This is a genomic window from Sorangium sp. So ce327 (genome assembly GCF_051530205.1).
Classification (GTDB): domain Bacteria; phylum Myxococcota_A; class Polyangia; order Polyangiales; family Polyangiaceae; genus Sorangium; species Sorangium cellulosum_B.
The window spans coordinates 2,627,714-2,649,475 of record NZ_CP150330.1; the positions used below are offsets into that span (position 1 = coordinate 2,627,714).

A 21,762-nucleotide genomic window follows, 5' to 3' on the forward strand; every position below is an offset into this window, starting at 1 on the left:
GCGGCAAGAGCGGAATCCTGGCTCCTCACGCGCACCGAGGAGCGCGCCGAGGACCAAGTCTTGCGCATCCCGCTGGTGCAGCGATGTCCGAAGCGCAAGGTGTGCTTTTGGCAGCCGCCTTGACAGGTGGCTAACGTGGCCATACTCCTCGGGTTGTTCCGAGGAGTAGAAACGTCATGCCCACTTACGAGTACGCCTGCACATCTTGCGCGCATGAATGGGAGGCCGAGCAGTCCATCAAGGAGGCCGCGCTCTCGGAGTGCCCGTCGTGCCTCAACGCGACAGCCCGGCGGCAGATCTCGCGCGGCACGGGCTTCATCCTCAAGGGCAGTGGCTGGTACTCCGACCTCTACGCTTCGGGGTCGAACAAGCCGCCCGCGAAGTCGGACGGCGGGTCGGGCAGCTCCTCAGGGTCGGAGGGGGCGAGCTCGGACTCCGGGTCGAGCAGCGCCTCGCCGGCGAGCGGCAGCACCAAGAGCGATTCCAGCGCGTCGTCCGCCTCCTCCGCGGCGGCCTGACGCCAACTCGGCGAGCAGCGACAGGGGGATGGCCAGCGCGGCGCAGCGCGCAGTGGCGCCGTCGTGGTGCGCCGGCAGTGCTGCGTGCCCACCGGCGCCGGGCGTGGTGCTAGGGTGCCCTGGATGGATGAGAGAAAGCGACTTGAGGAGCTCCGCCGGCAGCTCACGGAGCTGGATCAAGAAATCCTTCGCAGCATCGAGCGGCGGGCTCGCATCGCGCACGAGCTTGCCAAGCTGAGGACAGGCACGGCCCGGTTCGCCCCCACGGCCGACGCAGCCCACATGCAGGCGATCGAGCGCGCCGTGACGCCCCCGTTCCCGCAGCGCGCGGTGCGGCCGATCTTCGTCGCCATCGACGCGGCCTCGCGCGCGTTCGAGCTCGCGCCCCGGGTGGCGTACCTGGGGGCCGAGGGCGACTATGGCTGGACCGCGGCGCACGATCACTTCGGGATCGGAGGCGAGTTCGTCCGCGCGGACAGCCCCCTCGCCGCCATCGAGGAGGTCGCGCGCTCGCGCGCTGACTTCGCGGTGGTCCCGTACGAGTCGCTCAAGGAAGGGCCGATCTTCCCGACGATCCAGGCGATCGGCGGCGCCGATCTCAAGGTGGTCGGCGAGCGCCAGCTGGTGCAGGCGCTCGACCTCGTGAACCGGACGGGCAGCCTCGCCGACGTCGAGCGGGTGTACTCCTCGCCCCAGGACCACGTGGCCTGCGTGAACTACCTCGAGCTCCAGCACCCGCGCGCGCTGGTGCTCGACGTGCGGGGCCCGCAGGCCGCCTGGGATCTCGCGGCGGAGAACGAGGGCAGCGCCGCCATCGTCCCCCGCGGCTTCGCGGGCGGGCAGGAGCTCAGGGTCGCCCGCGAGAACGTCGGCGACGAGGGGGAGCTCCGGATCCGCTACGCGGTGCTGTCCCGGCTCCCGTCGCCGCGCTCGGGCCACGACGCCACGGCGGTCCTCTTCAGCGTCCACGATCGGCCCGGCGCGCTCCACGACATCCTCCAGCACTTCAAGGAGCGCAGCTGCAACCTCCGGCGGGTCAACTCCCGCCCCGTCCCCGGCGAGGGCTGGGACTACGTGTTCTACGTGGAGGTCAGCGGACACACGACCGATCGGGCGCTCGTCGCGGCGCTCGAGGGCGTGAAGCGCGAGACGAAGATGCTGAAGATCATCGGCTCCTTCCCGCTGGAGCGCCCCGACCCGCCGCACGAGCGAGCTTGATGGCGAGCGCGATGGTGCGGACGCTGTTCCATTCCCGAGGCGCTGCCGCCCTGCGCCGCGCGGCGGGCGCGATCGCGATCGCGGCGCTCGCCCTCCAGGCGCTCGGCGGCTGCGGCGGCGCCGACGACAGCCTCGCGCTGGTCGGCGGAGAGAAGATCGACGCGACGGCGATCGATCGCGACCCCCTGGCCGTCCTTCCGAGCGGCGCGGTGATGCTCGGATACCTCGACGCGGCGGCCCTGTTCACCTCCGGCCTGGGAGGCGAGGTCAACCAGATCGTCACGAGCCTGCTCCCGCTGGGCCCCGAGTCGAACTTCGTCCCGTCGCGCGACATCGTGAAGGTCTACGGCGGCCTCTATGCCATGCAGGGCGCGGACTTCTGCGCCGTGATGCAGGGCAACTTCGACGTCGACGCGATCCGCCGCTCCGCCGACGCCAGGTCGGTCACCGTGATCGGCGCGCCGCTCGTGAAGACGCGCTACGCGGACAACGATCTCTTCACGGCCGGCAACGTCGGCTTCGTCGTGCTCACGCCGCACACGATCCTCACCGGCAACGAGACCGGGATGCGACGGGCCCTCGATCGCCTCCGCTCCGGCAAGCTGACGCGCTCCGTGCCTTCGTGGATGGTCGAGCTGCTCGGGACCAAGGGCGCGTCGTTCGCCGTGGCCGGCGATCTCTCGAGCCAGGCGGCGGTCGCGTCTGCGGCGGGGCAGTTCCCCTTCCTCGCGGGGCTCCAGTACGTGCGCGTCATCGGCAACTTCCAGCCGCCCGGGGTCAACTTCGCCGGCGCCCTCACGTACACGGATCCGCAGAGCGCGGCGAACGGCGCCGTCGCGCTCCGCAACCTCGAGCAGATCGCCAGGATCGCGACCCTGCTCTCCTCGTGGGGCTTCGGCTACGGCTCGGTCCCTCCGATGCAGGTCGCGCAGCGCGAGAGCGACGTCGCGTTCACGCTGCCCCTCGGCGAGGGGATCGTGCGCATGCTCCTCCGCACGGTCGCCGACACGGCGCGGAGCGCGGCGCTCGTGCGCTGACTCAAGCCTTGCGGAGCGGCGCGCGCGAGGGCGGCGCGGCGTGGGCGGGGTCGTCCGGCCACGCGTGCTTCGGGTAGCGGCGGCGGAGCTCCTTCGCGATGGCGGGATAGTGGCGCGCCCAGAACCCCGACAGATCGGTCGTGACCTGCACGGGGCGCTGGTTCGGCGCGCACAGGTGCAGCACGACAGGCACCCGCCCACCGGCGACGCGTGGCCCCTCCGCCATGCCGAAGAAGTCCTGCAGACGGGACGCGAGCGACGGCGGCGCGCCCGCCGTGTACTCGAGGCGCGCCCGCCGGCCGCCGGGCAGGACGATCGACTCGGGGGCGAGCTCGGCGAGCGCTCGCGCCTTCGCGGGGCCCAGCGAGGCCTGCACGGCGCTCGAGAGATCGGCGTCGCGGAGCTCGGCGAAGCTCCTGCGCCCGTCGCAGAGCGCCTCGAGCGTGGTGAGCACCGCGTCCTCGTCCACGTCCGGTAACGCTGCGTCGGGGCAGTTCGCGCGCACGAACGCGACCCGCAACAGCCAGCCCTCGAGGGCGTCGCCCTTCACGAACGCTCGCCACCCCTTCGCCCTCGCCTGCGCCGCGAGCTCCCGCGCCGCCGCTTCCGCCAGCGGACCGCCGGCGCCGGCGGCCGGCCGCGCCTCGTCGAGCACGAGGGCGTCGTACGACAGCCGGCGAACGACCTCGACGCGCTCCGCGGCGGTGTTCCACGTCGCCTCCGTCGTGTCCCGGATCGCGTCCGTGAAGAGGTCGAGCAGCCAGTCGGCCTCGATCGCGCTCGCCGCCCGGACGACCGTGCGCGCCGAGCGCCCCTCGCTGCGCTCCTCGATGTCGACAGCGACCACGAGATCGACCTCGTCGATGACGCTCGCCTCGGAGAGCGCGGCCGTCCCGCCGGCGGCGAGCACGACCTCCCGTCCGGTCCGACCCGTCGCGCTGGTCGGCCGGCGGAGGCGCCCGACCCGGTCGGGGTATCCGGAGAGGATCGCGATGCGCTGGGCGATCTCGCGCGCCTCGACGGTCTCCGGCGGCGCGGCGCTCCGGTGATCGGCGAGCCGCGAGAGCTGCTTGCGCGTCCGCTCCACGGTGAGCGCGCGCGCCGGGTCCACGCCCAGCCACCGCAGGCGGTCCGCCGCGAACCGCGCGCGATCCGCCTCCTCGAAGGCCTGGAGCGCGGCGAGCAGGTCGGAGCTGTGCCGCGCGTCGCTCCTCCGACCGTGGGGCTCCCGCGCGCCCGACGGCGCCCCGAGGTCGCGCTCCGCGACGAGCGCCGCGAGGGTGCACCCGTCGCCGGCGACGCCGCGCCGCTCGGCCTCGACGATCATCCGCGCCTGGCGCGGGTGCGCCGGGAAGCGAAGCATCCGCCGTCCGGTCGGCGTCACGCGCCGCCCCTCGTCGAGCGCGCCGAGCCGCACGAGCAGCGCCTCGGCCGCGGCGAGCCCGGCGGCGGGCGGCGCCTCCAGCCACCCGAACGCCTCGAGATCCGTGACCCCCGCGGCGCAGAGCTCGAGCACCGTCTCCGCGAGGTCGAGCCGGCGGATCTCGGGCGCCTCGTGCTCCGGCCGCGAGGCGAGATCCCCGCGCGTGTAGAGCCGGAGGCAGCGGCCGGGCCGCGTCCGCCCGGCGCGCCCAGCGCGCTGCGCCGCGGAGGCGCGGGCGATGGGCGCGACGCGGAGCGTCGGCAACCCCGACCACGGCGCGTGCGCGGCCACGCGCGCGAGGCCGCTGTCGACGACCGCGACGACGCCGTCGATGGTCACGGAGGTCTCGGCCACGTTGGTCGAGAGGATGATCTTTCGCCGATCCGCGGGGCGCACCGCGCGGTCCTGCTCCGCCGCGGACAGCGAGCCGTGGAGCGGCAGGAGCAGCAGGTCTTCGCTCTTCGCGATGGGGGAGCACGCGTCCATCGCTCGCCTGATCTCCGCGGAGCCGGGCAGGAACACCAGCACGTCACCGTCGAGCCCCTCCTCGATGAGCTGCCGCACCGACGACGCGACAAGGCTCTCGAGCGTCCTGTCGCCCCAGTGCGCCGGGGCGCGGCGGTCGCCCGCGGCGTGGGTCGACGGGCTCACCCGGGCGCTCGGCAGGTACTCGATCGCGACGTCGAACATCCGCCCCTCGGCGCGCAGGGTCGGCGCCACCGAGGCTCCCGCCGCTGTGGCGTCGTGGCCGCGCTCGGCCTTGGCCGCCGGGGCGAGATGCGCCTCCGGCTCGCCGAGGAACGCCGCGATCGGCCCCGCGTCGAGCGTCGCGGACATCACCACGAGGCGGAGATCGGGCCGCGCGCCGCGCTGCAGGCGCCGGAGCAGCGCGAGCGCGACGTCGCCGGCGAGGTGCCGCTCGTGGAACTCGTCGAGCACCACGGCGCTCACGCCCCGGAGCTCGCGATCGACGAGGAGCCGCCGCGTCAGCACGCCCTCGGTCACGAAGCGGACGCGCGTGGCCGGGCTGGACGCCTCCTCGAAGCGCATCGTGTAGCCCACGGTCTCGCCCACGCGCTCGCCGAGCTCTTCGGCCACGCGCCGCGCGGACAGGCGCGCCGCGAGCCGCCGCGGCTCGAGCACCAGGATCTCGCCGCGCTCCGCGAAGCCCGCGTCGAGCAGCGCGCGTGGCACGCGCGTCGTCTTGCCCGCTCCGGGTGGGGCCTCGAGCACCACGCTCGGGCGCGCGCGCAGGGTGGCGCAGAGATCGGGGAGGATCGGATCGATCGGCAGCGGCTGCATGGCTTCGGCGCTCTCCGCGCGACGGGCGCGCGGCAGCGGAGCCTAGCAATCCTTGGCGCGCGCGGACCTGTGATACTCGTCGAATTGCCGTGAGCGCATCGACCGATCCGACCCATCTTTCAGCGACCGCGCTCGCCACGCTCCTTTCGGCGCGCGAGATCAGCTCCGAGGAGCTCACGCGGGCGCACCTGGCGCGCATCGACGCGCTCGAGCCGCGGCTCCGCGCCTTCACCCAGGTGCTCCGCGACGAGGCGCTCGCCGCCGCCCGCGGCCTCGACGAGGAGCGCCGTCGCGGGGACGTCCGCGGCCCGCTCCACGGGCTCCCGATCACCGTGAAGGAGTCGCTCGACATGGCCGGCATGGCCTCCACGCTCGGCGTCGCGTCCCGCAGGGGGCATCGGGCGACCAGCGACGCGACGGTGACCGCGCTGCTCCGACGCGCGGGGGCCGTGATCCTCGGGCGCACGAACGTCTCGCAGCTGCTCCTGTACAACGAGGCGCGCAACCCGCTCTTCGGGCAGACGGCGAACCCGTGGAGCCTCGATCACAGCCCGGGCGGCTCGTCCGGCGGCGAGGCGGCCGCCATCGCGGCGGGGATGTCGCCGCTCGGCGTCGGCACGGACATCGGCGGCAGCATCCGCGTCCCCGCGCACTGCTGCGGCATCGCCGGCCTCAAGCCGACGCTCGATCGCTGGACCAACAAGGGGAGCAACACGGCGCTCCTCGGACAGGAGGCGATCCGCGCGCAGATCGGACCGATGGCCAGGAGCGCCCGCGACCTCGCGCTCGTCATGTCCGAGCTCGATCCCGCGTCGATGGCGGAGCTCGACGTGCGCGTGCCGCCGCTCCCGATCTTCGAGCCGGCGAGCGTCGAGGTGGCGCGCCTGCGCGTCGGGTTCTACTGCGACGACGGGCTGGTGCCTCCGTCGACCGCCGTCGCCCGCGCCGTCGCGAAGGCGGCGTCGGCCCTGCGCGCGCGGGGCGCGACGGTCGTGCCGTTCACGCCGCCCGGGATCCCCGACGCGGTCTACGCGTATTTCGCGGCGCTCTCGGCGGACGGCGGCGCGACGGCGCTGTCGCTCCTCGACGCCGGCGAGGACGGCAGCGAGGGGACGGACATCGACGTCTCGCTCCGCTCGCTCCGCACGATGGCCTCGCTCCCGCCGTTCGCGCGCCGCGCCGCCGCGCGCGTCGCTGGTCTCGCGGGCGAGCGGCGGCTCCAGCGTCTCCTCGAGGTCACAGGGCCGAAGTCGGTCTCGGAGTTCTGGCGCACCACGCACGCCCTGCGCGAGGCGCGCGCCGCGATCGCGGCGGCGATGCGCGCCGAAGCGCTCGACCTGCTGCTCTGCCCGCCGTACGCCACGCCGGCCCTGCCGCACGCCGCGTCGCGCGACTTCGTCCTCGCGGGCAGCGCCGCGATGCTGTGGAACCTCACGCAGTTCCCGGCCGGCGTCGTCCCCGTGACCCGCGTGCGGCCCGAGGAGGCGCGCCGCGAGCGGCCGCGCGACCGGCTGGAGAAGCGGGCCGCCGAGGTCGATGCGAAGAGCGTGGGCCTGCCCGTCGGGGTGCAGGTGGTCGGCTTCCCCTTCACCGAACACGTGGTGATGGCCGCCATGATCGCCATCGAGGACGAGCTCGCCGGCGAGGCCGATCGGCCCGTCACGCCTGTCTCACCGCCCTCGCTCGCCGGATGACGCGGCGAGCGCCGGGAGCCGGCTGACCAGGACGACACCGGAGCTCGATGATGCCGCCGCGCGGTCGCTGGTCGCTGTCCGGCGGGTCCACAGTCGACAGAAGCTGAAGCCCTACAAAGCCGAAAGGTCCGCCGGAGAATCTCTCCGCCGGACCAGTCGGGGCGAGTGGATTCGAACCACCGACCCCTTGACCCCCAGTCAAGTGCGCTAACCAGGCTGCGCTACGCCCCGAGCCACTCCGCCGCCACGTTTCGGTGCGGAGCGAGGGCGCACCGTAGTCGAAGCCTTGGGAATTGCAAGGGCATCGCATCGAGGATCGCAGACTCGCTCCGGACGGGGCGTTTGGCGCTGGATGCAGCCGGGCGCCGGGCGCGGATCCTCCGACGAAAACGCCGGGGCGCTCGGCGCGACGTCGCGGGCGCGCGATCCGAGCGGCGCGGTCAGATGCCGCGGAGCGCGGCAGCGAGGCCCTGCGCCGTGCTGTCCGCGACGAGGATCCCGTCGTCGCTCCTGGCCCATGCGACCACGTCGCCCGCGTCGCAGGCGATGACCGGCACGCCGAGCGCGCGCGCCTCGCGGATCACCGTGGGGGCGGCCTCGTGCGATGAAGGGTGCAGCAGCACGTCTGCTGCGCCGATCCATGCGAGCGCTTCGCTCCGCGGGAGCGTGCCCGTGAAGCGCACCGCCGCGCTGCCCTCGCTCGTCGCCGTGATGCCCGCGCCGCGCGAGCTCCCTGCATCGAGGTCGCCGCGGCTCGCGAGGCGCTCGAGCGCGCCGCGCTCTGGACCGTCTCCGACGACGACGAGGCGCAACCCGGGTCCCGCGGCGCGCACCGCCTCGATCGCGAGCTCGACCCGCTTCGTCGGGATCAGCCGGCACGCGACGACGGCGAGGCGCTCGCCGGGGCCCTTCACGATCTCGCGACGGAGCGCGGCTGCGCGCCCGGCCACCGGCGGCAGATCGAACACGGGGGGCTCGACGCGCGAGGCGAAATCCAGCGCCCGAGCCTGCTCCGGAGCGAGCGAGCCTGCGAGCGCGTCGCGCAGCGCGCGCGCCGCGAAGACGAAGCGCGCGTCGCGCCGGAGGAGCGCGCTCACCACCGCGGCGCGAGCCGCGCGCGGCGCGCGGAGCAGGAGCCGGACGTCGGCGCCGTGCGCGTGCACCTCGAGCGGCGTGCGCGGAAGCGCGAGCAGGAGCGGCCACGCGCACGGGATGATCCAGTGCGCCACCGCGCGATCGACCGGCCCGATCTCACGGAGCCGCTCGAGCACGCCGGCCGCGAACGGCGCCACGGAGAGCAGCCGGAGCGGCGACTCGCGCGCGCGCGCCACGGCGCCGGGCCACGCGAACAGCGCGCCTCCGCCTGCCCGATAGACGACGAGCCGGCCGTCCCGCGAAGGTGGATCGAGGAGCGAGCCCCCGGCGGCGATCACGTGGACCTCGGCGCCGCTGCGCGCGAGCGCCTCCGCCGACGACCGCACGAAATGGCCGGAGGGATCCTCGTCGCTGACCGGATAGGACGTCGTGACCACCACGGCGCGCATCGGGACCTCCCCAAGCTGGACGCGGCGCGGGCACCGCCTCCGCGTCGCTCAGGCGCGCAGCCGCGGTTGCATCACGCTGCCGGGGTAACTGCTGGACGAACAAAATGACAAGACGCAGAGCACGCCGCGGACGCTCGAATCAAGCGTCCGTGTGCGTCTTCTGCGTCTTGGCCGGCTGCTCTTGCGTGAGGGGTGGTCGCTCTATGCGACCATGTCCATCTTCGACCGCTTCCGGCGACGACGAGCGGCCTCCGAGGCCTTCTTCCGTCGCTTCACGGACGGCTTCATGTAGTGCCGACGGCGCTTCAGCTCGCGGAGGATCCCCTCGGCGGCCATCTTCCTCTTGAGATGTTTGATGGCGCGCTCGATACCCTTGTCGCCCACGGCGACCTCGAGCGGTTTGCACTGAATGGCGTCTGTCGGCATGTCTCGAAGCGTCCTCTGCTGGGAAAAAACTGGCCCACTCGGCGGGCGAAATGCAAGCCGGCGGGGGCCGGCAGCGCGGGGCGCGCACTATGGCAGAGGCCTTCTAGCCTCGCAAGACCTCCCGGTCGTCGCGCAGCACGACGTCACAGCGCGCCGTCCGGGCTGTTTCGCTTGTTCCGAAAGGCCCGCCTGACTCGTCTTGCTCTTCAGGTTTCGCCGGAATCCGCAATTTGCCCCGGATTTCTCTGGCTGTCCGTCGGTAATTATTGGGACTTGCACCTGAGAAACTTTCTAAGTACACATCTCGCTGTGGCCACCTCGCGGACAGGTGCTGCAAAGGGGGTCGCGTCCCGTGATGTCCGCGGGCGCGCGGTCGGCTTCGAGCGCAGCGTGGTCGAGGAGGATACCCGGATCGCCTCCATGCTGGCGTGCGTGCGAGCGTCGGGGCTCAAGCTGACGCCGCAGCGCCTGGCGATCGTGCGCGAGCTCGCGGCGGATCCGACACATCCGACGGCGCAGGAGCTGTTCGAGCGGCTCCGGCCGGCGCTGCCGACCATGAGCTTCGCCACGGTCTACAACACGCTCGACGCGCTGGCGTCCGCGGGGCTGTGCGCCGCGCTGTCGCTGTCGCCGGGCGCATCGCGCTTCGACCCGAACATGGCGGCGCATCATCACGCGGTCTGCGATCGCTGCGGGCTCGTCCGCGATGTGCCGTGCGAGCCGCCCGATCCATCCGCCGAGCGCTCGGACGAGATCGCCCCCGCGCCTCTCGCTGCCGCGCCCGGCTTCGAGGTCCGTGCCGTCGAGCGGATCTACCGCGGGCTCTGCGCTGCCTGCGCGAAGGGCACCCGGGGTGGCGAAGGCGCGCGGGGCAAGGCGCAAGACGCCCGGCGCAGCGCGGCGAACAGTCGACTCCGCCCTGCAGGGGCTCGAGGCGCGCGGCGCCCTGGACGTGTCTAGCGGATCCACCGCGCCGCCGAGCCGACCCGCGCGGGCACCAGGGACTCATCACCCCAGCCGTTCAACCGAAGGAAGGAGAGCGAACCCATGACAACCAAGCAGCTTACGGGCACGAAGACGCACCAGAACCTGAAGGACGCGTTCGCCGGGGAGTCGCAGGCCAACCGTCGCTACCTGTACTTCGCAAAGGTCGCCGACGTCGAAGGTCGCCCCGATGTCGCCGGTCTCTTCAAGGACACGGCGGACGGCGAGACCGGCCACGCGCACGGCCACCTCGATTACCTCAAGCAGGCGGGCGACCCGGCGACCGGCTTGCCGATCGGCAGCACGGAGAAGAACCTGAAGGCCGCCGTCGCCGGCGAGACCCACGAGTACGAGACGATGTACCCGGGCTTCGCGAAGGAGGCCCGCGACGAGGGCTTCGAGGACATCGCGGAGTGGTTCGAGACGCTCGCGAAGGCCGAGAAGTCTCACGCCGGGCGCTTCACGAAGGCGCTGCAGTCGCTCGACTTCTGAGATCGGCCGACGCGAGAGCGCGAGCGCTCCGGGGCGCGCCGGACCGACGGCGACTCGACCCGGGGCGCGCGCGCCATCGCGGCCCCGACTGCCGTCCGGCGCTGGACCGCGCGGCGAGCCGTCCCTTCGCGCCGTACCCCACGTTGACGATGTTGAGAGGAGCCGACCAGTGAGCGTCATCCGGCGTGCACCAGACCGTCCACCGGCGACATCGCCGAACGACGAGCGATATCTCGAGCCCCGCGATCTCGAGGCAGAGCTGCGGCGGACGTTCCAGATCTGTCACGAGTGCCGCATGTGCGTCGGGTACTGCGGCTCGTTCCCCGAGCTCTTCGCGCGCGTCGACAGGGACATCGAGGCCGGCGTCGCCGAAGGCGCCGAGGCCCTCACCTACGATGACTTCAAGGCCGTCGGCGACGAGTGCTGGCAATGCAAGCTCTGCTACATCAAGTGCCCGTACACGGCCGACGAGCACGCGTACGAGCTCCTGGATTTCCCGCGCGTGCTCGCGCGAGAGCGCGCGGTGCGCGCCCAGCGGGAGGGCATCCCGCTGGTGGACAGGATCCTCGGCGAGCCGCAGCTGATCGGCGAGCTGGGCTCCGGCGCCGTCGCGCCGCTCGCCAACCTCGTGCAGGCGAGCCGCCTGCTCCGCAAGGTGCAGGAGAAGGTGACCGGGATCTCGTCGGAGTTCCCGCTCCCGGAGATGGCGCGCAGGCCGTTCTCGTCCTGGTTCGCGGAGCACGGCGCTGCGGCCGGCGCCGGCAAGCAAGGCGACGTGGTGCTCTTCGCGACCTGCTACGGCGAGTACAACACGCCCGCGGTCCCCGAGGCCGCGGTTCGCGTCCTCGAGCACAACGGCTACGCGGTGCACGTCCCGGGCTGCTCCTCGGCGGCAGATCTGCGAGACACCCCGGGGGGAGCGCTGACGTGCTGCGGGATGCCGAACCTCGACGGCGGCGATCTCGCGGCCTTCACCGCGAAGGTGAAGCACAACGTCGCGCTCCTGCTGCCGCACGTGCGCCGTGGGAGGAAGATCGTCGTGATCGGCCCGACGTGCGGCTACACGATGAAGAAGGAGTGGCCGGAGTACCTGCAGACGGCAGAGGCGCGCGATGTCGCGGCCGCGACGGTCGACATGATGGAGTTCCTCGTCCAGCTCGGCCGCGAGAAGAAGCTCAACCGCGAGTTCAAGAAGGGGCTCGGCACGATCGCGTATCACGCCGCGTGCCACCTGCGCGCGCAGAAGATCGGCTTCCCGGGCGCCAGGGTGCTCGGCGTCGTCCCCGACACCGACGTGCGCGTCATCGAGCAGTGCTCGGCGGTCGACGGCACGTGGGGGATGAAGGCGGCCCACTACGAGACCGGGCGCAAGTACGCGTCGAAGCTCGTTCGCGGCGTCGCCGGCGCGGACGTCATCGTCAGCGACTGCACCCTCGCGGGTCTCAGGATGATCAAGGAGAACGGCGCGAAGGTGCTGCACCCGGTCGAGGCGCTCGCCCACGCGTACGGGCTCGGCCCGACGCCGTGAGTCTCGGTCCGACGTCGTCAAGGAGAGGAGCGTCATGCGTCCCATCGATCGCAACGAGGTGCTCGGGATCGGCGAATACGAGGCGATCCGCGAGCGATTCCGCGGCCGCATCATCGAGGAGAAGCGGCCCCGCCGCGTGCGGATCGGAGACCACCTGACCGCGGTGTTCGAGAACCGCGACTCGGTGCTCTTCCAGATCCAGGAGATGCTCCGCACCGAGCGCATCACGAGCGAGAGCGGCATCCTCCACGAGATCGAGACGTACAACGATCTCATCCCGGGCGCGGGGCAGCTCAGCTTGACGCTCTTCGTCGAGATCCCCGATCGAGCGCTGCGCGACCGGATGCTCATCGATCTGGTGGGCCTCGAGGACACCGTGTCGATCGAGGTCGACGGCGTCGCCGCGCGGGCGCTCGGCAAGCGCGAAGGATCGATGGAAGACCGCACGACGGCCGTGCATTACCTCAAGGCGGATCTCCCGGCCGAGGCGCAGGCGGCGATCAAGGCGAGGAAGGCGACGGTATCGCTCGTCGTCGGGCACCCGCGCTACGCGGTGAGGGCGGCGCTCGGGAGAGCGACCCTGGAGAAGCTCGCCGAGGACCTGTCCTAGCCGCGATGGTCTCCCTCGATCGCCCGATCAAGTTCGAAGACGTCGACGCCGCGAACATCGTCTTCTTCGCGCGGTTCCTCAGCTACGCGCACGAGGCGATGGAGCGGTTCTTCGCGCCGCTCGACGGAGGCTACGCCGGGCTCATCCTCGAGCGGCGGATCGGGCTGCCGGCGGTGCGGGTCGAGGCCGACTACGCGGCGCCGGTGCGTTACGGCCAGGCGCTCCGGATCGAGACGTCGGTCGCCCGTATCGGCCGGCGGAGCGCCACGCTCCGGTACCGCATGCACCGCGCGCACGACGGCGTGCTGTCGGCGGAGCTGCGGCACACGGTGGTGACCACCGACCTCGTGCAGCTGGTGTCGGTCCCGATGCCGGAGGACGTCCGGGCCCTGCTCAGCGCTCACCTCGATCTCGATCACGCGCCCTCCAGCGCCGGTCAACGGGCGTGAGCGCTCGGCCGGCGCGCCCGCGGGCACGCACGAGGACCGAACCCGAGGCGAAGGCGCGATCGCTGCTGAAGCGGCGCGTCGAGCTGACGCTCCTCCGCGACAGGGCGCATTACGAGACGCTCGTGATGGGCGCCGTGGCGAACGCGCGCGTCTCCGTGTGGATCGCGACGGCGAACGTGAAGGAGCTCCGCGTGGAGGCGCCCATCGGATCGAGGGCGCGGGCGCGCGGCCGGTACATGTCGTTCCTCGACCTGCTCGACGCGCTCGCCGCCCGGGGGGTCGAGCTGCGCCTGCTGCACGCCGGCGTCCCGTCGCGCGCCTTCCGCGCCGAGCTCCGCCGGCGGCCCCGGCCGCCGATCGAGATGCGGCGCTGCCCGCGGGTCCACCTGAAGATGATCGCCGTCGACGGCGCGCTCCTCTACCTCGGCTCCGCGAACCTCACCGGCGCCGGGCTCGGGGCGAAGGGCGAGGGGCGGCGGAACTTCGAGGCGGGCGTGCTCACCGACGACGACCTCCTGCTCGACGAGATGCAGGCGACGTTCGAGGCGATCTGGACCGGCGCCGAGTGCAAGGGCTGCAGGCTCCGGCCGCTCTGCCCGGGGCCGCTCGACCAGCTCGACAAAATCCCGTTGCGCTGACGGTCCCGATGGCCGATGAGCAGCGCATGAGCACCGCGGGACCGGACCCCTCCGACCTCGATCGAATCGCCAACGCCGCGCTCGCGCGCGTGGACAGCGGGATGCTGCTCGGGCTCGGCACCGGGCGGGCGTCCGAGGCCTTCATCCGCCGCCTCGGGGAGCGCGTCCGCCGAGGGCTCCAGATCAAGGGCGTCGCCACGTCGGAGCGCTCGGAGGCGCTTTGCCGCCGCGAGAACATCCCGATGGTGTCGCTCGAGGAGGTCGAGCGCCTCGACGTCGCCGTCGACGGCGCGGACGAGGTGGCGCCCGACCTTGGCCTCATCAAGGGCCTCGGCGGCGCGCTCCTCCGCGAGCGCGTGGTCGCCTACGAGGCCGCGCAGTTCATCATCCTCGTCACCCCCGAGAAGCTCGTCGAGAAGCTCGGCTCGCGCGTGCCAATCCCCGTCGAGGTGGTGCCCTTCGCGAGCACGACGGCCGCGCGGCACCTGATCGCGCTCGGAGGCAAGCCGGCGATCCGCAAGAACGCGGACGGGTATCCCTTCCAGACCGACAACCACAACTGGATCCTCGACACCGCGTTCGGCCCGATGGACGCGCCCGCAGCGGTCGACGCGCGCATCCGCAGCATCCCGGGCGTCGTCGACACGGGGCTGTTCCTCGACATGGCGACCCTCGTGCTGGTGGCGGACCCGGGCTCCGTCCGCGAGCTGACGCGGCAGCGCTAGCTCCGCATGTGACGAATCCCGTCAGGGATCGCTGACACGCGGGGCCAGGGAGCACGGCCTTCGGGCGGGCGGCGCCTGCGCGGCGCGCGCCCGCCCATGGCGGGACCTCTGACAGGCGGAGCTAGCGCGCGTGGCGATCGAGCCTGCGGGCCAGGTCGTCCAGCGCGAGGTTGCCCGGAGCCCCGAGCGACACGCGCGCGCGGAGGCTCGCCGCGGCGTCGCCGGCCGGCAGCGCCGCGATCTCGGCCGCGACCTTGCGGTAAGCCTCGCGGAAGGGGACGCCCTCCACGGCGAGCTCGACGGCGCGATCCGTGGCGAAGCACTCCGGCGTGATCGCGCGGGCCATGCGCTCCCGGTCGAACGCGAGCCCCTCGACGAGCCGCGGCAAGAGGCGCGACGTCGCGAGCGCCTCGTCGAGCCCGCGCATCGTGGGGCCCTTCGTGAGCTGGAGATCGCGGTGGTAGCCCGACGGGAGCGCGACGATGGACTGCACCTCGGCGAGCGCGCCCTGGACGACGGAGCACGCCGCGCGCATGAGCTCGACGACGTCGGGGTTGCGCTTCTGGGGCATGATCGACGAGCCGGTCGTGAACGCCTCCGGGAGGCGGATGAACGCGAGCTCGCTCATCGCGAACAGGCTGAGATCCCACGCGAGCCGGCGGCTCACGGCCATCACCTGCCACGCGGCGGCGAGGATCTGCGCCTCGATGATGCCGCGCGACGTCTGGGACGCGAGCGGGTTCAGCGCCACGCCGGCGAACCCGAGCTCGCGCGCGACGCCGACGCGGTCGAGCGGGAGGTTCACGCCGAAGCCCGCGGCGCCCCCGAGCGGGCAGCGATCGACGAGCGCCCGCGTCGCGCGCACCACGTCGATCGCATCGGTGAGCCCCTCGACGAACGAGGCGGCCCAGTAGCCGACGGACGACGGCACCGCCCGCTGCAGGTGCGTGTAGCCGGGCATCGGCGTCTCCGCCTCGCGCCTGGCGAGATCGAGCAGCGCGCGGGCGCCGGCCGTCGCGTTCTCGGCGAGCTCGTCCAGCGCGTCGCGCTCGTACAGGCGCGTGGCGACGAGCACCTGATCGTTGCGGCTCCGGCCGGTGTGCACCTTCTTGCCCGCGTCGCCGATGCGGGCGACCAGCGCGGCCTCGATCGCGCTGTGGCCGTCCTCGTCGTCCTCGGTGAGCCGCAGCTCGCCGGCCTCGTTCTGCGCCGAGAGCACCTCGAGCTCGCGGACGAGCGCGTCCCGCTCCGCCTCGCTGAGCACGCCGATCCGCGCGAGCCCGCGGACGTGCGCGATCGTGGCCCGCAGGTCGTACGCGAGCAGGCGCTGATCGAGCTGCCAGTCGTCGCGCGAGGTGTAACGCAGCATCTGGGCGTCGGTCGCGCCCCCTTTGTCCCACAGTCGTACGCTCATTCAGCTCCCCAGGCTCTCGTCCACGAGAGCACGGATCTCGGCAAGCTTCTTGGCCTTGCCCTCGTCCAGCGGTCGCGGCTTCGCCGCGCCGGCCGCGGGCGCGAGCTCTCGCTCGAGCTCGCGCAGCTCGTCGTCCGCCGTCCGCGCCGGCCGGCGCTTGCCGAGGCCGAGCGCGCGGGCCAGCCAGCTCCTCGACTCGCCGATCGCATAGTCGTCCGCGGCGATCCGGTCCGGCGCGGCGCGCAGCATGCGGACGAGCGCGGCGTTGGAGCTGGCCCAGACGGCGGACTCGTCGAAGTGGGCGCGCGGCGTCACGTCGAGGTGCCGCGCGGCGGTCCGATCGGGCACGTCGTGCAGCCGGCAGTAGACGGCGAGCGCGAGAGCGAGCTCGTCGACCGGCATCTTGGTCGCCGAGTGCACCTGCACGCCGCCGCAGCCCTTCGCGTACAGGTAGGAGCCGTTCGTCGCGAGGACACCGAAGCCGAGCAGCACGGCGGCGAGATCCACAGCGGGCTCGCGGTCCGACGGCGCGAGCGCGTCGAAGGCGCCGGCCTCGCTCAGGAACATGTACGCCACGGCGCGCACGAACGCCGTCGTGAGCACCGTGGGGTTGCGGAGCTCGCCCGCGGAGAGCGCGACCCGGTACCCGCCGTCGCCGCGCGGGGCGACGCGCTCCAGCTTCGACTCCAGCGCCATCCCGCCGCATGCGCCGCTCGAGCAGCTCACCGTGCTGGCCTGCCCCTCGGGGGTGACCACCGCGAGCTCCACCGGGACATCCTGGAGCCCGGCGTGCTCCTGGACCCGCAGCATCAGGGCGGCCACCGTCTTCGGCGAGCCGTCGAACGGGTCCGGGAAGAACTCGGCCGTCGGCTGCACCAGCCCGCGCACCGGCTCCGCGCCGTGCTGGAGGAGCGTCGCGGTCGTACGAAGGATCCAGCGGATCTGCGGTTCGTCCGGGAGGTCCATACAGCTACTGTATGCCACCGCTGCGCGGCGGTCGCGCGGTAGTTCCCAGGTAGCGGCAGCGGAAGGCGGGCCGGGCGGCAGCGCCTGGCTCGGGGACGCGAATTTTGGCGTTTTTTTGTCCATGCCACTTCCCTTTCGACGGCGGTCGGCGACCGCGTAAAGTTGTGCCCCCATGACGGAAGAGGCGAAGGGCATCTCCGAGAGGAAAGCGGATCACATCGAGCTCTGCGCGACCGGCGATGTCGGGTTCCGCGCCAAGACCACGCTGCTGGAGCAGGTCGACCTGATCCACGACGCGTTGCCGGAGCTCTCCCTCGACGCGATCGACACCTCGGTGCTGCTGCTCGGGAAGCGGCTCCGCGTCCCGCTCCTGATCGCGGCCATGACCGGCGGGACGGAGCGCGCGCGTGCGATCAACCGGGAGCTCTCGCAGATCGCCGAGGAGCGCGGGTACGGCTTCGGGCTCGGGAGCCAGCGGGCGATGCTGAACGGCGACGCCTCCGCCTCCTACGAGGTCCGCGCGCACGCTCCGACCACCCTCCTCCTCGGGAACATCGGCGCCGTGCAGGCGCGATCGCTGTCGACGGAGGCGGTCGCCGAGCTCGTGGCCCAGGTCGGCGCCGACGCGCTCTGCGTCCACATGAACCCCGCGATGGAGCTGGTCCAGCCGGGCGGCGACCGGGACTTCGCCGGCGCGCTGGATGCGATGGGCCGGCTCGCGAGCGGACTCAGCGTGCCGGTCGTCGCGAAGGAGACCGGCTGCGGGATCGGCCCGGGGACGGCATACCGCCTGGTCCGGGCGGGCGTCCGCGACCTGGACGTCTCCGGCGCTGGAGGTACCTCCTGGGTCGCCGTCGAGGCGGCCCGCGCCGCGGGTGCGGCCCGCTCCCTCGGTGAGGCGCTGCGCGAGTGGGGGGTACCGACGGCCGCCTCGGTGCTCATCGCCCGCGCTATCCGTCCTCGCTTCAAGACGATCATCGCGACCGGAGGCATCACGAGCGGCCTTGACGTCGCTCGAGCGCTCGCGCTCGGCGCGCATGCGGCCGGGATCGCGCGTCCGGTCCTCCAGGCGTTCGTCGCGGGGGGACGGGACGCAGCGGTGCGGTACCTCGAGAGCGTCGAGGCCGAGCTCCGGGCGGTCATGCTGCTCGTCGGGGCGCGCGACATCGCGTCACTCCAGAAGGCACCCGTGCTGCTCGGACGGGAGCTGCGCAGGTGGACCCGGTTGCTGAAGCAGATGAAGCAGATGAAGCAGATGGAGAGGGCGTAGTTGTGGCGGTGGCGGTAACGGGGGTAGGGGGGCCGAGACGGCGGGGTCCGGTCCCCAGGGTAGGGCCGGCGGGGCCGAACCGACGTTGTCGGCGGGGACGGCAAGGCGCCCAGCGGTCGCTGTCCTTGGCGGGGGCGCCGGGCACGCCTCCGGCCCGCGCTCGACGCTTCCGTCCGGTCAGCCCCGCATGATACGGTCCGAAGCTCTGGAGAACCCCGGGATAAAATGACGGAGAAAAAAGGGCGTCCGAGCGATCGTCCCCCCGAGGACCTGAAGAAGGAGCGCGATGCCTTCATTCAGCAGTTCTTCCGCAAGGGGGCGCAGCTGACCGAGGAGCTCCTCCGCGAGAACGAGCGCCTTCGTGACAAGATCTCCGAGCTCGAGTCGGAGAACGGCAAGCTCCGCGCGCACCTCGCGAGCGACTCGGCCATCCGCGATCTGCTCCGCAAGATCGAGGAGCTCGAGCAGGAGAAACGCGACCTGGTGACGCAGTCGGTGCGGATGGTGGCGGCCTCGGACCGCTTCAACAGCCGCTACTCGGAGGCGGAGGGAGAGCTGGCGAACCTCGCGAACCTGTACGTCGCGCTGTCGCAGCTGCACGCGGCGCGCAACGTGCGCCATGTCCTCCGCAACCTCAAGGAGCTCCTGGCGCAGTTCCTCGGGGCGGGCGCCTTCTCCGTGTACCTGGCGTCTCCCGATGGTAAAGAGCTCGTCTCGATCGCGAGCGAAGGCGTCGCGGTCGAGGAGATCGCGCGCATGCCGGTGACCGAAGGCATCGTCGGCCAGGCATTCTCGAAGGGGGAAATCTTCTTCGACGAGACCAAGGACGTCTCCAAGGGGAGCATCGAGGATCCCGCTGCAGTGATCCCGCTCGATTTCAACGGGCGCACCGTGGGTGTCATCGCGATCTTCAGCACGCTCCCGCAGAAGACGGAGTTCGTGAACGTGGACACCGAGCTCTTCAAGCTCCTCGGGGCCCAGGCCGCCCCCGCCCTCATCAACGCGCGGCTCTTCACCGACGCCGGCCGGAAGGTGCCTGGCGTCCAGGCATTCCTGGACCTGGAGGACTGATCATGGCCGAGTACTCGTGTCTGATCGTTGAAGACTCGCCCATGATGCGGCAGCTCTTGGTCTTCGCGCTGGCGCGCGTGAAGAACCTCCGCGTCACCGAGGCAGACGATGGCGTCGACGGTCTCCGCAAGCTCGCCTCGACCAAGTACGACGTGATCATCACCGACATCAACATGCCGATCATGGACGGGCTCAAGCTCGTCAAGCGCGTGCGCACGGATCCGGTCCACAAGGACACCCCGATCATCATCATCACCACCGAGGGGTCTCAGGAGGATCGTCAGCGCGCGTTGCAGCTCGGCGCGAACGCGTACATCACGAAGCCGATCCAGGCCCCGCAGGTCATCGCCAAGGTCAAGGAGCTCCTCAAGATCGACTGAGGCACCGCGCCCGGCCAGCGGGCGCGCCCCACCGCCCGCGTTCTGCGGGCGCACGGTTCCATGCGCCGGAAGCTCGGGCGGCGCGGCGCCCTACCGCGGCCGCGGTAGGGCGGGTCGGCGCTGCGATGAACCCGCGCCCCGCTCTACGGCTTCGGGCCGAACTTCAGGAGCACGCGGTTGCGGCCGGTGCGCTTCGCCTCGTAGAGCGCCTCATCGGCCGCCGCGATGAGCTCCATGCCGGTCTGCACCGCGAGCTCGGGGTGCGCCGCGACGCCGACGCTGATCGTCGTCGGCATGCGAACGCCCTCGTGCTCGAAGACCGACCCCTCGATGAGGAGGCGCAGCCGCTCGCCGAGGATGCCCGCGTTCTCGAGCCCCACGCCGCGGCACAGGATGCCGAACTCTTCTCCACCGTAGCGCGCGAACACGTCCTCGGTCCGCACCGTGTGGCTCGCGATCTTGGCGATCCTCGCAAGCACGTAGTCGCCGGCGAGGTGCCCGAAGGTGTCGTTGATCCTCTTGAAATGATCGACGTCGAACATGAGCAGCGACAGGTGCGCGCCGTGCCGCCGCGCATAGGAGACCTCGGTCTCGAGCCGATCCAGGAAGTACTTCTTGTTGAAGGCCTTGGTGAGGGCGTCGCGCAGCGCGGCGTCGTACATCTGCTGCTGAAACGACTCATCCAAATGGTCGTGGTAGGTGAACTTGAGGATGGTCGTCGAGCCCAGGCGGATCTTGTCCCCGTCGTGCAGGGCGACGCGCGTGATGTGCTCGCCGTTCACCATCGTCCCGTTCGAGCTGTTGAGATCCTCGATCAGCACCTGGCTGTCCATCTGGAGGAGGCGCGCGTGGCGCCGCGAGATGCCGTCGTCGTTCAGCCGGATGGTCGCCCCGGATGCTCGGCCGATCACGATCTCGGCGCCCTCGACCCGGTACATCTCGCCGACGTTCGAGCCAGCGAGCACGATGAGGTAGGCGCGGTCCTTCGGCGAGCGCGCCGGGAGCTCCTTGTGGAGTTCCCCAACGTTGGCCACCCGCGTGGCCTCGAAGTCATCGTCGGGGAGGTAGCTGCCCATGCTCCCTGAGGATGATCCTAAATCCTTGAAATAGGTTCAAGCGCGAGGGCATGGCACAGGCGATGTTCCCTGTCGGGTAGGGTGCGTGACGGAGCGTCGCGCGTTTCGCGCGGCTCGAGCGTCTCCCACCCCTTGCGCCCGCTCCCGACGGAGCGCTCCCGCGCACCTGCGCGCTCACGCAGCCCTGCCGAGCGGCACCACGAGCTGCTCGACCCAGAGCTCGCCCGCTCGGAGCTCGACGAACGTCGCGTCGGCGTGCCCCGCGCCATACCCCGAGACGGCGCCGCTCCGCACAAGCTCGCCAGGCGCGCGCGCACCGACGCGCAGGTGATCGACGGTGCTCCGCACGTCGCCCCGCAGCGAGCACGGCGCTTCGCCCACTGAGCCGACGTTGATGATGCGCACGCCGCCCACCATCCGATCGAACGGGACGTGGGAGCCACCACAGATCACGACATCCGCCGGATCGTCGCCGAGCAGGGAGAGCACCTCCTCATCGGTCATGTCGTGAGAGATCGGCTCGAGCGGATCCGCCGGGGAGCCGTGGACCAGGACGAGCTCGCCGCCGTCCTCGAGCGGCAGGCGGTACGTCGGGGAGAGCCGCGCCAGCCGCGCAAGGATCAGCTCGCCGAGCTCGGTGCGCGTCTGGGACAGGCGATCGAGCCGCGCTCGCTCGTGCTCGCTCCGCGCCCTGACCTTGTCGAGGTCCAGCGTCGCCAGGGCGCGATCCGATACGCCCTGTACGCAAACCGCCTTGGCCTGGGTGAGCCGGCGCCACGTCTCGAGCGGCTTCGGGCCGGGAAAGCAGAGATCTCCGGCGACCAGGAGCTGGGTATACCCTCGGCGCTCGGCCGTGGCCAGGACCGCCGCGAGCGCGTCGGCGTGGCCGTGAATATCCGAGACGCAGAGCAATCGCACCCGGCGAGCATAGGATCTGAGAGCGACGCCGCCAAGGCGCGAGGTGGGGCCAGGTCGCGATAAACCGGCGGTCGGGCCC

General features: G+C 72.0%; 21 protein-coding genes and 1 tRNA gene. 14 read left to right on the plus strand and 8 right to left on the minus strand.

Annotated elements, in window-relative coordinates:
* Window positions 1–176 precede the first annotated feature (176 nt).
* From WME95_RS09910 to WME95_RS09920, 3 genes are all read left to right on the plus strand, one after another.
* Window positions 177–518: an FmdB family zinc ribbon protein gene (locus tag WME95_RS09910; RefSeq protein ID WP_437551258.1), complete on the plus strand. Its 342-nt coding sequence runs from the start codon at window positions 177–179 to the stop codon at window positions 516–518.
* 123 nt (window positions 519–641) lie between these two features.
* Complete coding sequence (locus tag WME95_RS09915; RefSeq protein WP_437908168.1) at window positions 642–1,736, plus strand: bifunctional chorismate mutase/prephenate dehydratase; 1,095 nt, start codon at window positions 642–644, stop codon at window positions 1,734–1,736.
* The gene (locus WME95_RS09920) at window positions 1,736–2,773 is read left to right on the plus strand and encodes a hypothetical protein (RefSeq protein WP_437908170.1); all 1,038 of its coding nucleotides are present in this window, start codon (window positions 1,736–1,738) and stop codon (window positions 2,771–2,773) included. Before WME95_RS09915 ends, WME95_RS09920 begins: the two co-directional genes overlap by 1 nt.
* A gap of 1 nt (window position 2,774) precedes the next feature.
* On the opposite strand, the gene WME95_RS09925 is transcribed toward WME95_RS09920, so the two are convergent.
* Complete coding sequence (locus WME95_RS09925; protein WP_437908171.1) at window positions 2,775–5,498, minus strand: ATP-dependent RNA helicase; 2,724 nt, start codon at window positions 5,496–5,498, stop codon at window positions 2,775–2,777.
* An 89-nt stretch (window positions 5,499–5,587) separates the two neighbouring features.
* On the opposite strand from WME95_RS09925, the gene WME95_RS09930 reads away from it, so the two are divergent.
* Window positions 5,588–7,192 (plus strand): amidase, encoded by a 1,605-nt coding sequence (locus WME95_RS09930; protein WP_437908172.1) that lies wholly within the window; start codon window positions 5,588–5,590, stop codon window positions 7,190–7,192.
* Window positions 7,193–7,348: 156 nt separating this feature from the next.
* Here WME95_RS09930 and WME95_RS09935 read toward each other — a convergent pair.
* The 3 genes from WME95_RS09935 to rpsU all read right to left on the minus strand — a co-directional run bounded on the left by WME95_RS09935 (window position 7,349) and on the right by rpsU (window position 9,162).
* Window positions 7,349–7,423: transfer RNA gene (locus WME95_RS09935), tRNA-Pro, on the minus strand.
* Window positions 7,424–7,632: 209 nt separating this feature from the next.
* Window positions 7,633–8,736 (minus strand): glycosyltransferase family 4 protein, encoded by a 1,104-nt coding sequence (locus WME95_RS09940; RefSeq protein ID WP_437908173.1) that lies wholly within the window; start codon window positions 8,734–8,736, stop codon window positions 7,633–7,635.
* Between the two features lie 201 nt (window positions 8,737–8,937).
* The gene (gene rpsU, locus WME95_RS09945) at window positions 8,938–9,162 is read right to left on the minus strand and encodes a 30S ribosomal protein S21 (RefSeq protein ID WP_012234386.1); all 225 of its coding nucleotides are present in this window, start codon (window positions 9,160–9,162) and stop codon (window positions 8,938–8,940) included.
* A 390-nt stretch (window positions 9,163–9,552) separates the two neighbouring features.
* Between rpsU and WME95_RS09950 the strand changes: the two genes are divergently transcribed.
* From WME95_RS09950 to rpiA, 7 genes are all read left to right on the plus strand, one after another.
* The gene (locus WME95_RS09950; RefSeq protein ID WP_437908174.1) at window positions 9,553–10,122 is read left to right on the plus strand and encodes a Fur family transcriptional regulator; all 570 of its coding nucleotides are present in this window, start codon (window positions 9,553–9,555) and stop codon (window positions 10,120–10,122) included.
* An 87-nt stretch (window positions 10,123–10,209) separates the two neighbouring features.
* Entirely contained in the window at window positions 10,210–10,638 is a 429-nt protein-coding gene (locus tag WME95_RS09955) for a rubrerythrin family protein (protein WP_012234388.1), read from the plus strand.
* Between the two features lie 169 nt (window positions 10,639–10,807).
* Window positions 10,808–12,166: a heterodisulfide reductase-related iron-sulfur binding cluster gene (locus WME95_RS09960; RefSeq protein ID WP_437908175.1), complete on the plus strand. Its 1,359-nt coding sequence runs from the start codon at window positions 10,808–10,810 to the stop codon at window positions 12,164–12,166.
* 34 nt (window positions 12,167–12,200) lie between these two features.
* On the plus strand, window positions 12,201–12,776 hold the full coding sequence (locus WME95_RS09965) for a DUF3501 family protein (protein ID WP_437908176.1): 576 nt from the start codon (window positions 12,201–12,203) through the stop codon (window positions 12,774–12,776).
* A gap of 5 nt (window positions 12,777–12,781) precedes the next feature.
* Entirely contained in the window at window positions 12,782–13,225 is a 444-nt protein-coding gene (locus WME95_RS09970; protein ID WP_437908177.1) for an acyl-CoA thioesterase, read from the plus strand.
* Complete coding sequence (locus WME95_RS09975; RefSeq protein ID WP_437908178.1) at window positions 13,222–13,863, plus strand: phospholipase D family protein; 642 nt, start codon at window positions 13,222–13,224, stop codon at window positions 13,861–13,863. Before WME95_RS09970 ends, WME95_RS09975 begins: the two co-directional genes overlap by 4 nt.
* 26 nt (window positions 13,864–13,889) lie before the next feature.
* Window positions 13,890–14,588: a ribose-5-phosphate isomerase RpiA gene (rpiA, locus tag WME95_RS09980; RefSeq protein WP_437551279.1), complete on the plus strand. Its 699-nt coding sequence runs from the start codon at window positions 13,890–13,892 to the stop codon at window positions 14,586–14,588.
* Between the two features lie 121 nt (window positions 14,589–14,709).
* On the opposite strand, the gene argH is transcribed toward rpiA, so the two are convergent.
* Together argH and WME95_RS09990 are read right to left on the minus strand one after the other, a co-directional pair.
* A complete protein-coding gene (gene argH, locus WME95_RS09985; RefSeq protein WP_437551281.1) occupies window positions 14,710–16,002 on the minus strand; it encodes an argininosuccinate lyase in 1,293 nt (430 codons plus the stop codon).
* On the minus strand, window positions 16,003–16,968 hold the full coding sequence (locus tag WME95_RS09990) for a hypothetical protein (RefSeq protein WP_437908179.1): 966 nt from the start codon (window positions 16,966–16,968) through the stop codon (window positions 16,003–16,005).
* 172 nt (window positions 16,969–17,140) lie between these two features.
* Between WME95_RS09990 and fni the strand changes: the two genes are divergently transcribed.
* The 3 genes from fni (at window position 17,141) to WME95_RS10005 (ending at window position 19,689) form a co-directional block, all read left to right on the plus strand.
* Window positions 17,141–18,238: a type 2 isopentenyl-diphosphate Delta-isomerase gene (gene fni, locus WME95_RS09995; RefSeq protein WP_437908180.1), complete on the plus strand. Its 1,098-nt coding sequence runs from the start codon at window positions 17,141–17,143 to the stop codon at window positions 18,236–18,238.
* 225 nt (window positions 18,239–18,463) lie between these two features.
* Window positions 18,464–19,309 (plus strand): GAF domain-containing protein, encoded by an 846-nt coding sequence (locus WME95_RS10000; protein WP_437551285.1) that lies wholly within the window; start codon window positions 18,464–18,466, stop codon window positions 19,307–19,309.
* A gap of 2 nt (window positions 19,310–19,311) precedes the next feature.
* Window positions 19,312–19,689, plus strand: a complete 378-nt coding sequence (locus tag WME95_RS10005; RefSeq protein WP_012234398.1) for a response regulator — start codon at window positions 19,312–19,314, stop codon at window positions 19,687–19,689.
* Between the two features lie 143 nt (window positions 19,690–19,832).
* Here WME95_RS10005 and WME95_RS10010 read toward each other — a convergent pair whose 3' ends face one another.
* Window positions 19,833–20,765 (minus strand): diguanylate cyclase, encoded by a 933-nt coding sequence (locus tag WME95_RS10010; RefSeq protein ID WP_437551287.1) that lies wholly within the window; start codon window positions 20,763–20,765, stop codon window positions 19,833–19,835.
* Window positions 20,766–20,939: 174 nt separating this feature from the next.
* Window positions 20,940–21,683, minus strand: a complete 744-nt coding sequence (locus tag WME95_RS10015; RefSeq protein WP_437908181.1) for a metallophosphoesterase family protein — start codon at window positions 21,681–21,683, stop codon at window positions 20,940–20,942.
* Window positions 21,684–21,762: the final 79 nt, after the last annotated feature.

Bases quoted from the DNA above. Each gene is read 5' to 3' on its own strand.
- fni (WP_437908180.1), top strand. From the start codon at position 17,141: ATGACGGAAGAGGCGAAGGGCATCTCCGAGAGGAAAGCGGATCACATC.
- WME95_RS10000 (WP_437551285.1), top strand. From the start codon at position 18,464: ATGACGGAGAAAAAAGGGCGTCCGAGCGATCGTCCCCCCGAGGACCTG.
- argH (WP_437551281.1), bottom strand. From the start codon at position 16,002: ATGAGCGTACGACTGTGGGACAAAGGGGGCGCGACCGACGCCCAGATG.
- WME95_RS10005 (WP_012234398.1), top strand. From the start codon at position 19,312: ATGGCCGAGTACTCGTGTCTGATCGTTGAAGACTCGCCCATGATGCGG.
- WME95_RS09910 (WP_437551258.1), top strand. From the start codon at position 177: ATGCCCACTTACGAGTACGCCTGCACATCTTGCGCGCATGAATGGGAG.
- WME95_RS09955 (WP_012234388.1), top strand. From the start codon at position 10,210: ATGACAACCAAGCAGCTTACGGGCACGAAGACGCACCAGAACCTGAAG.
- WME95_RS09915 (WP_437908168.1), top strand. From the start codon at position 642: ATGGATGAGAGAAAGCGACTTGAGGAGCTCCGCCGGCAGCTCACGGAG.
- WME95_RS10010 (WP_437551287.1), bottom strand. From the start codon at position 20,765: ATGGGCAGCTACCTCCCCGACGATGACTTCGAGGCCACGCGGGTGGCC.
- WME95_RS09940 (WP_437908173.1), bottom strand. From the start codon at position 8,736: ATGCGCGCCGTGGTGGTCACGACGTCCTATCCGGTCAGCGACGAGGAT.
- rpiA (WP_437551279.1), top strand. From the start codon at position 13,890: ATGAGCACCGCGGGACCGGACCCCTCCGACCTCGATCGAATCGCCAAC.
- WME95_RS09970 (WP_437908177.1), top strand. From the start codon at position 12,782: ATGGTCTCCCTCGATCGCCCGATCAAGTTCGAAGACGTCGACGCCGCG.
- rpsU (WP_012234386.1), bottom strand. From the start codon at position 9,162: ATGCCGACAGACGCCATTCAGTGCAAACCGCTCGAGGTCGCCGTGGGC.
- WME95_RS09920 (WP_437908170.1), top strand. From the start codon at position 1,736: ATGGCGAGCGCGATGGTGCGGACGCTGTTCCATTCCCGAGGCGCTGCC.
- WME95_RS09925 (WP_437908171.1), bottom strand. From the start codon at position 5,498: ATGCAGCCGCTGCCGATCGATCCGATCCTCCCCGATCTCTGCGCCACC.
- WME95_RS09965 (WP_437908176.1), top strand. From the start codon at position 12,201: ATGCGTCCCATCGATCGCAACGAGGTGCTCGGGATCGGCGAATACGAG.
- WME95_RS09990 (WP_437908179.1), bottom strand. From the start codon at position 16,968: ATGGACCTCCCGGACGAACCGCAGATCCGCTGGATCCTTCGTACGACC.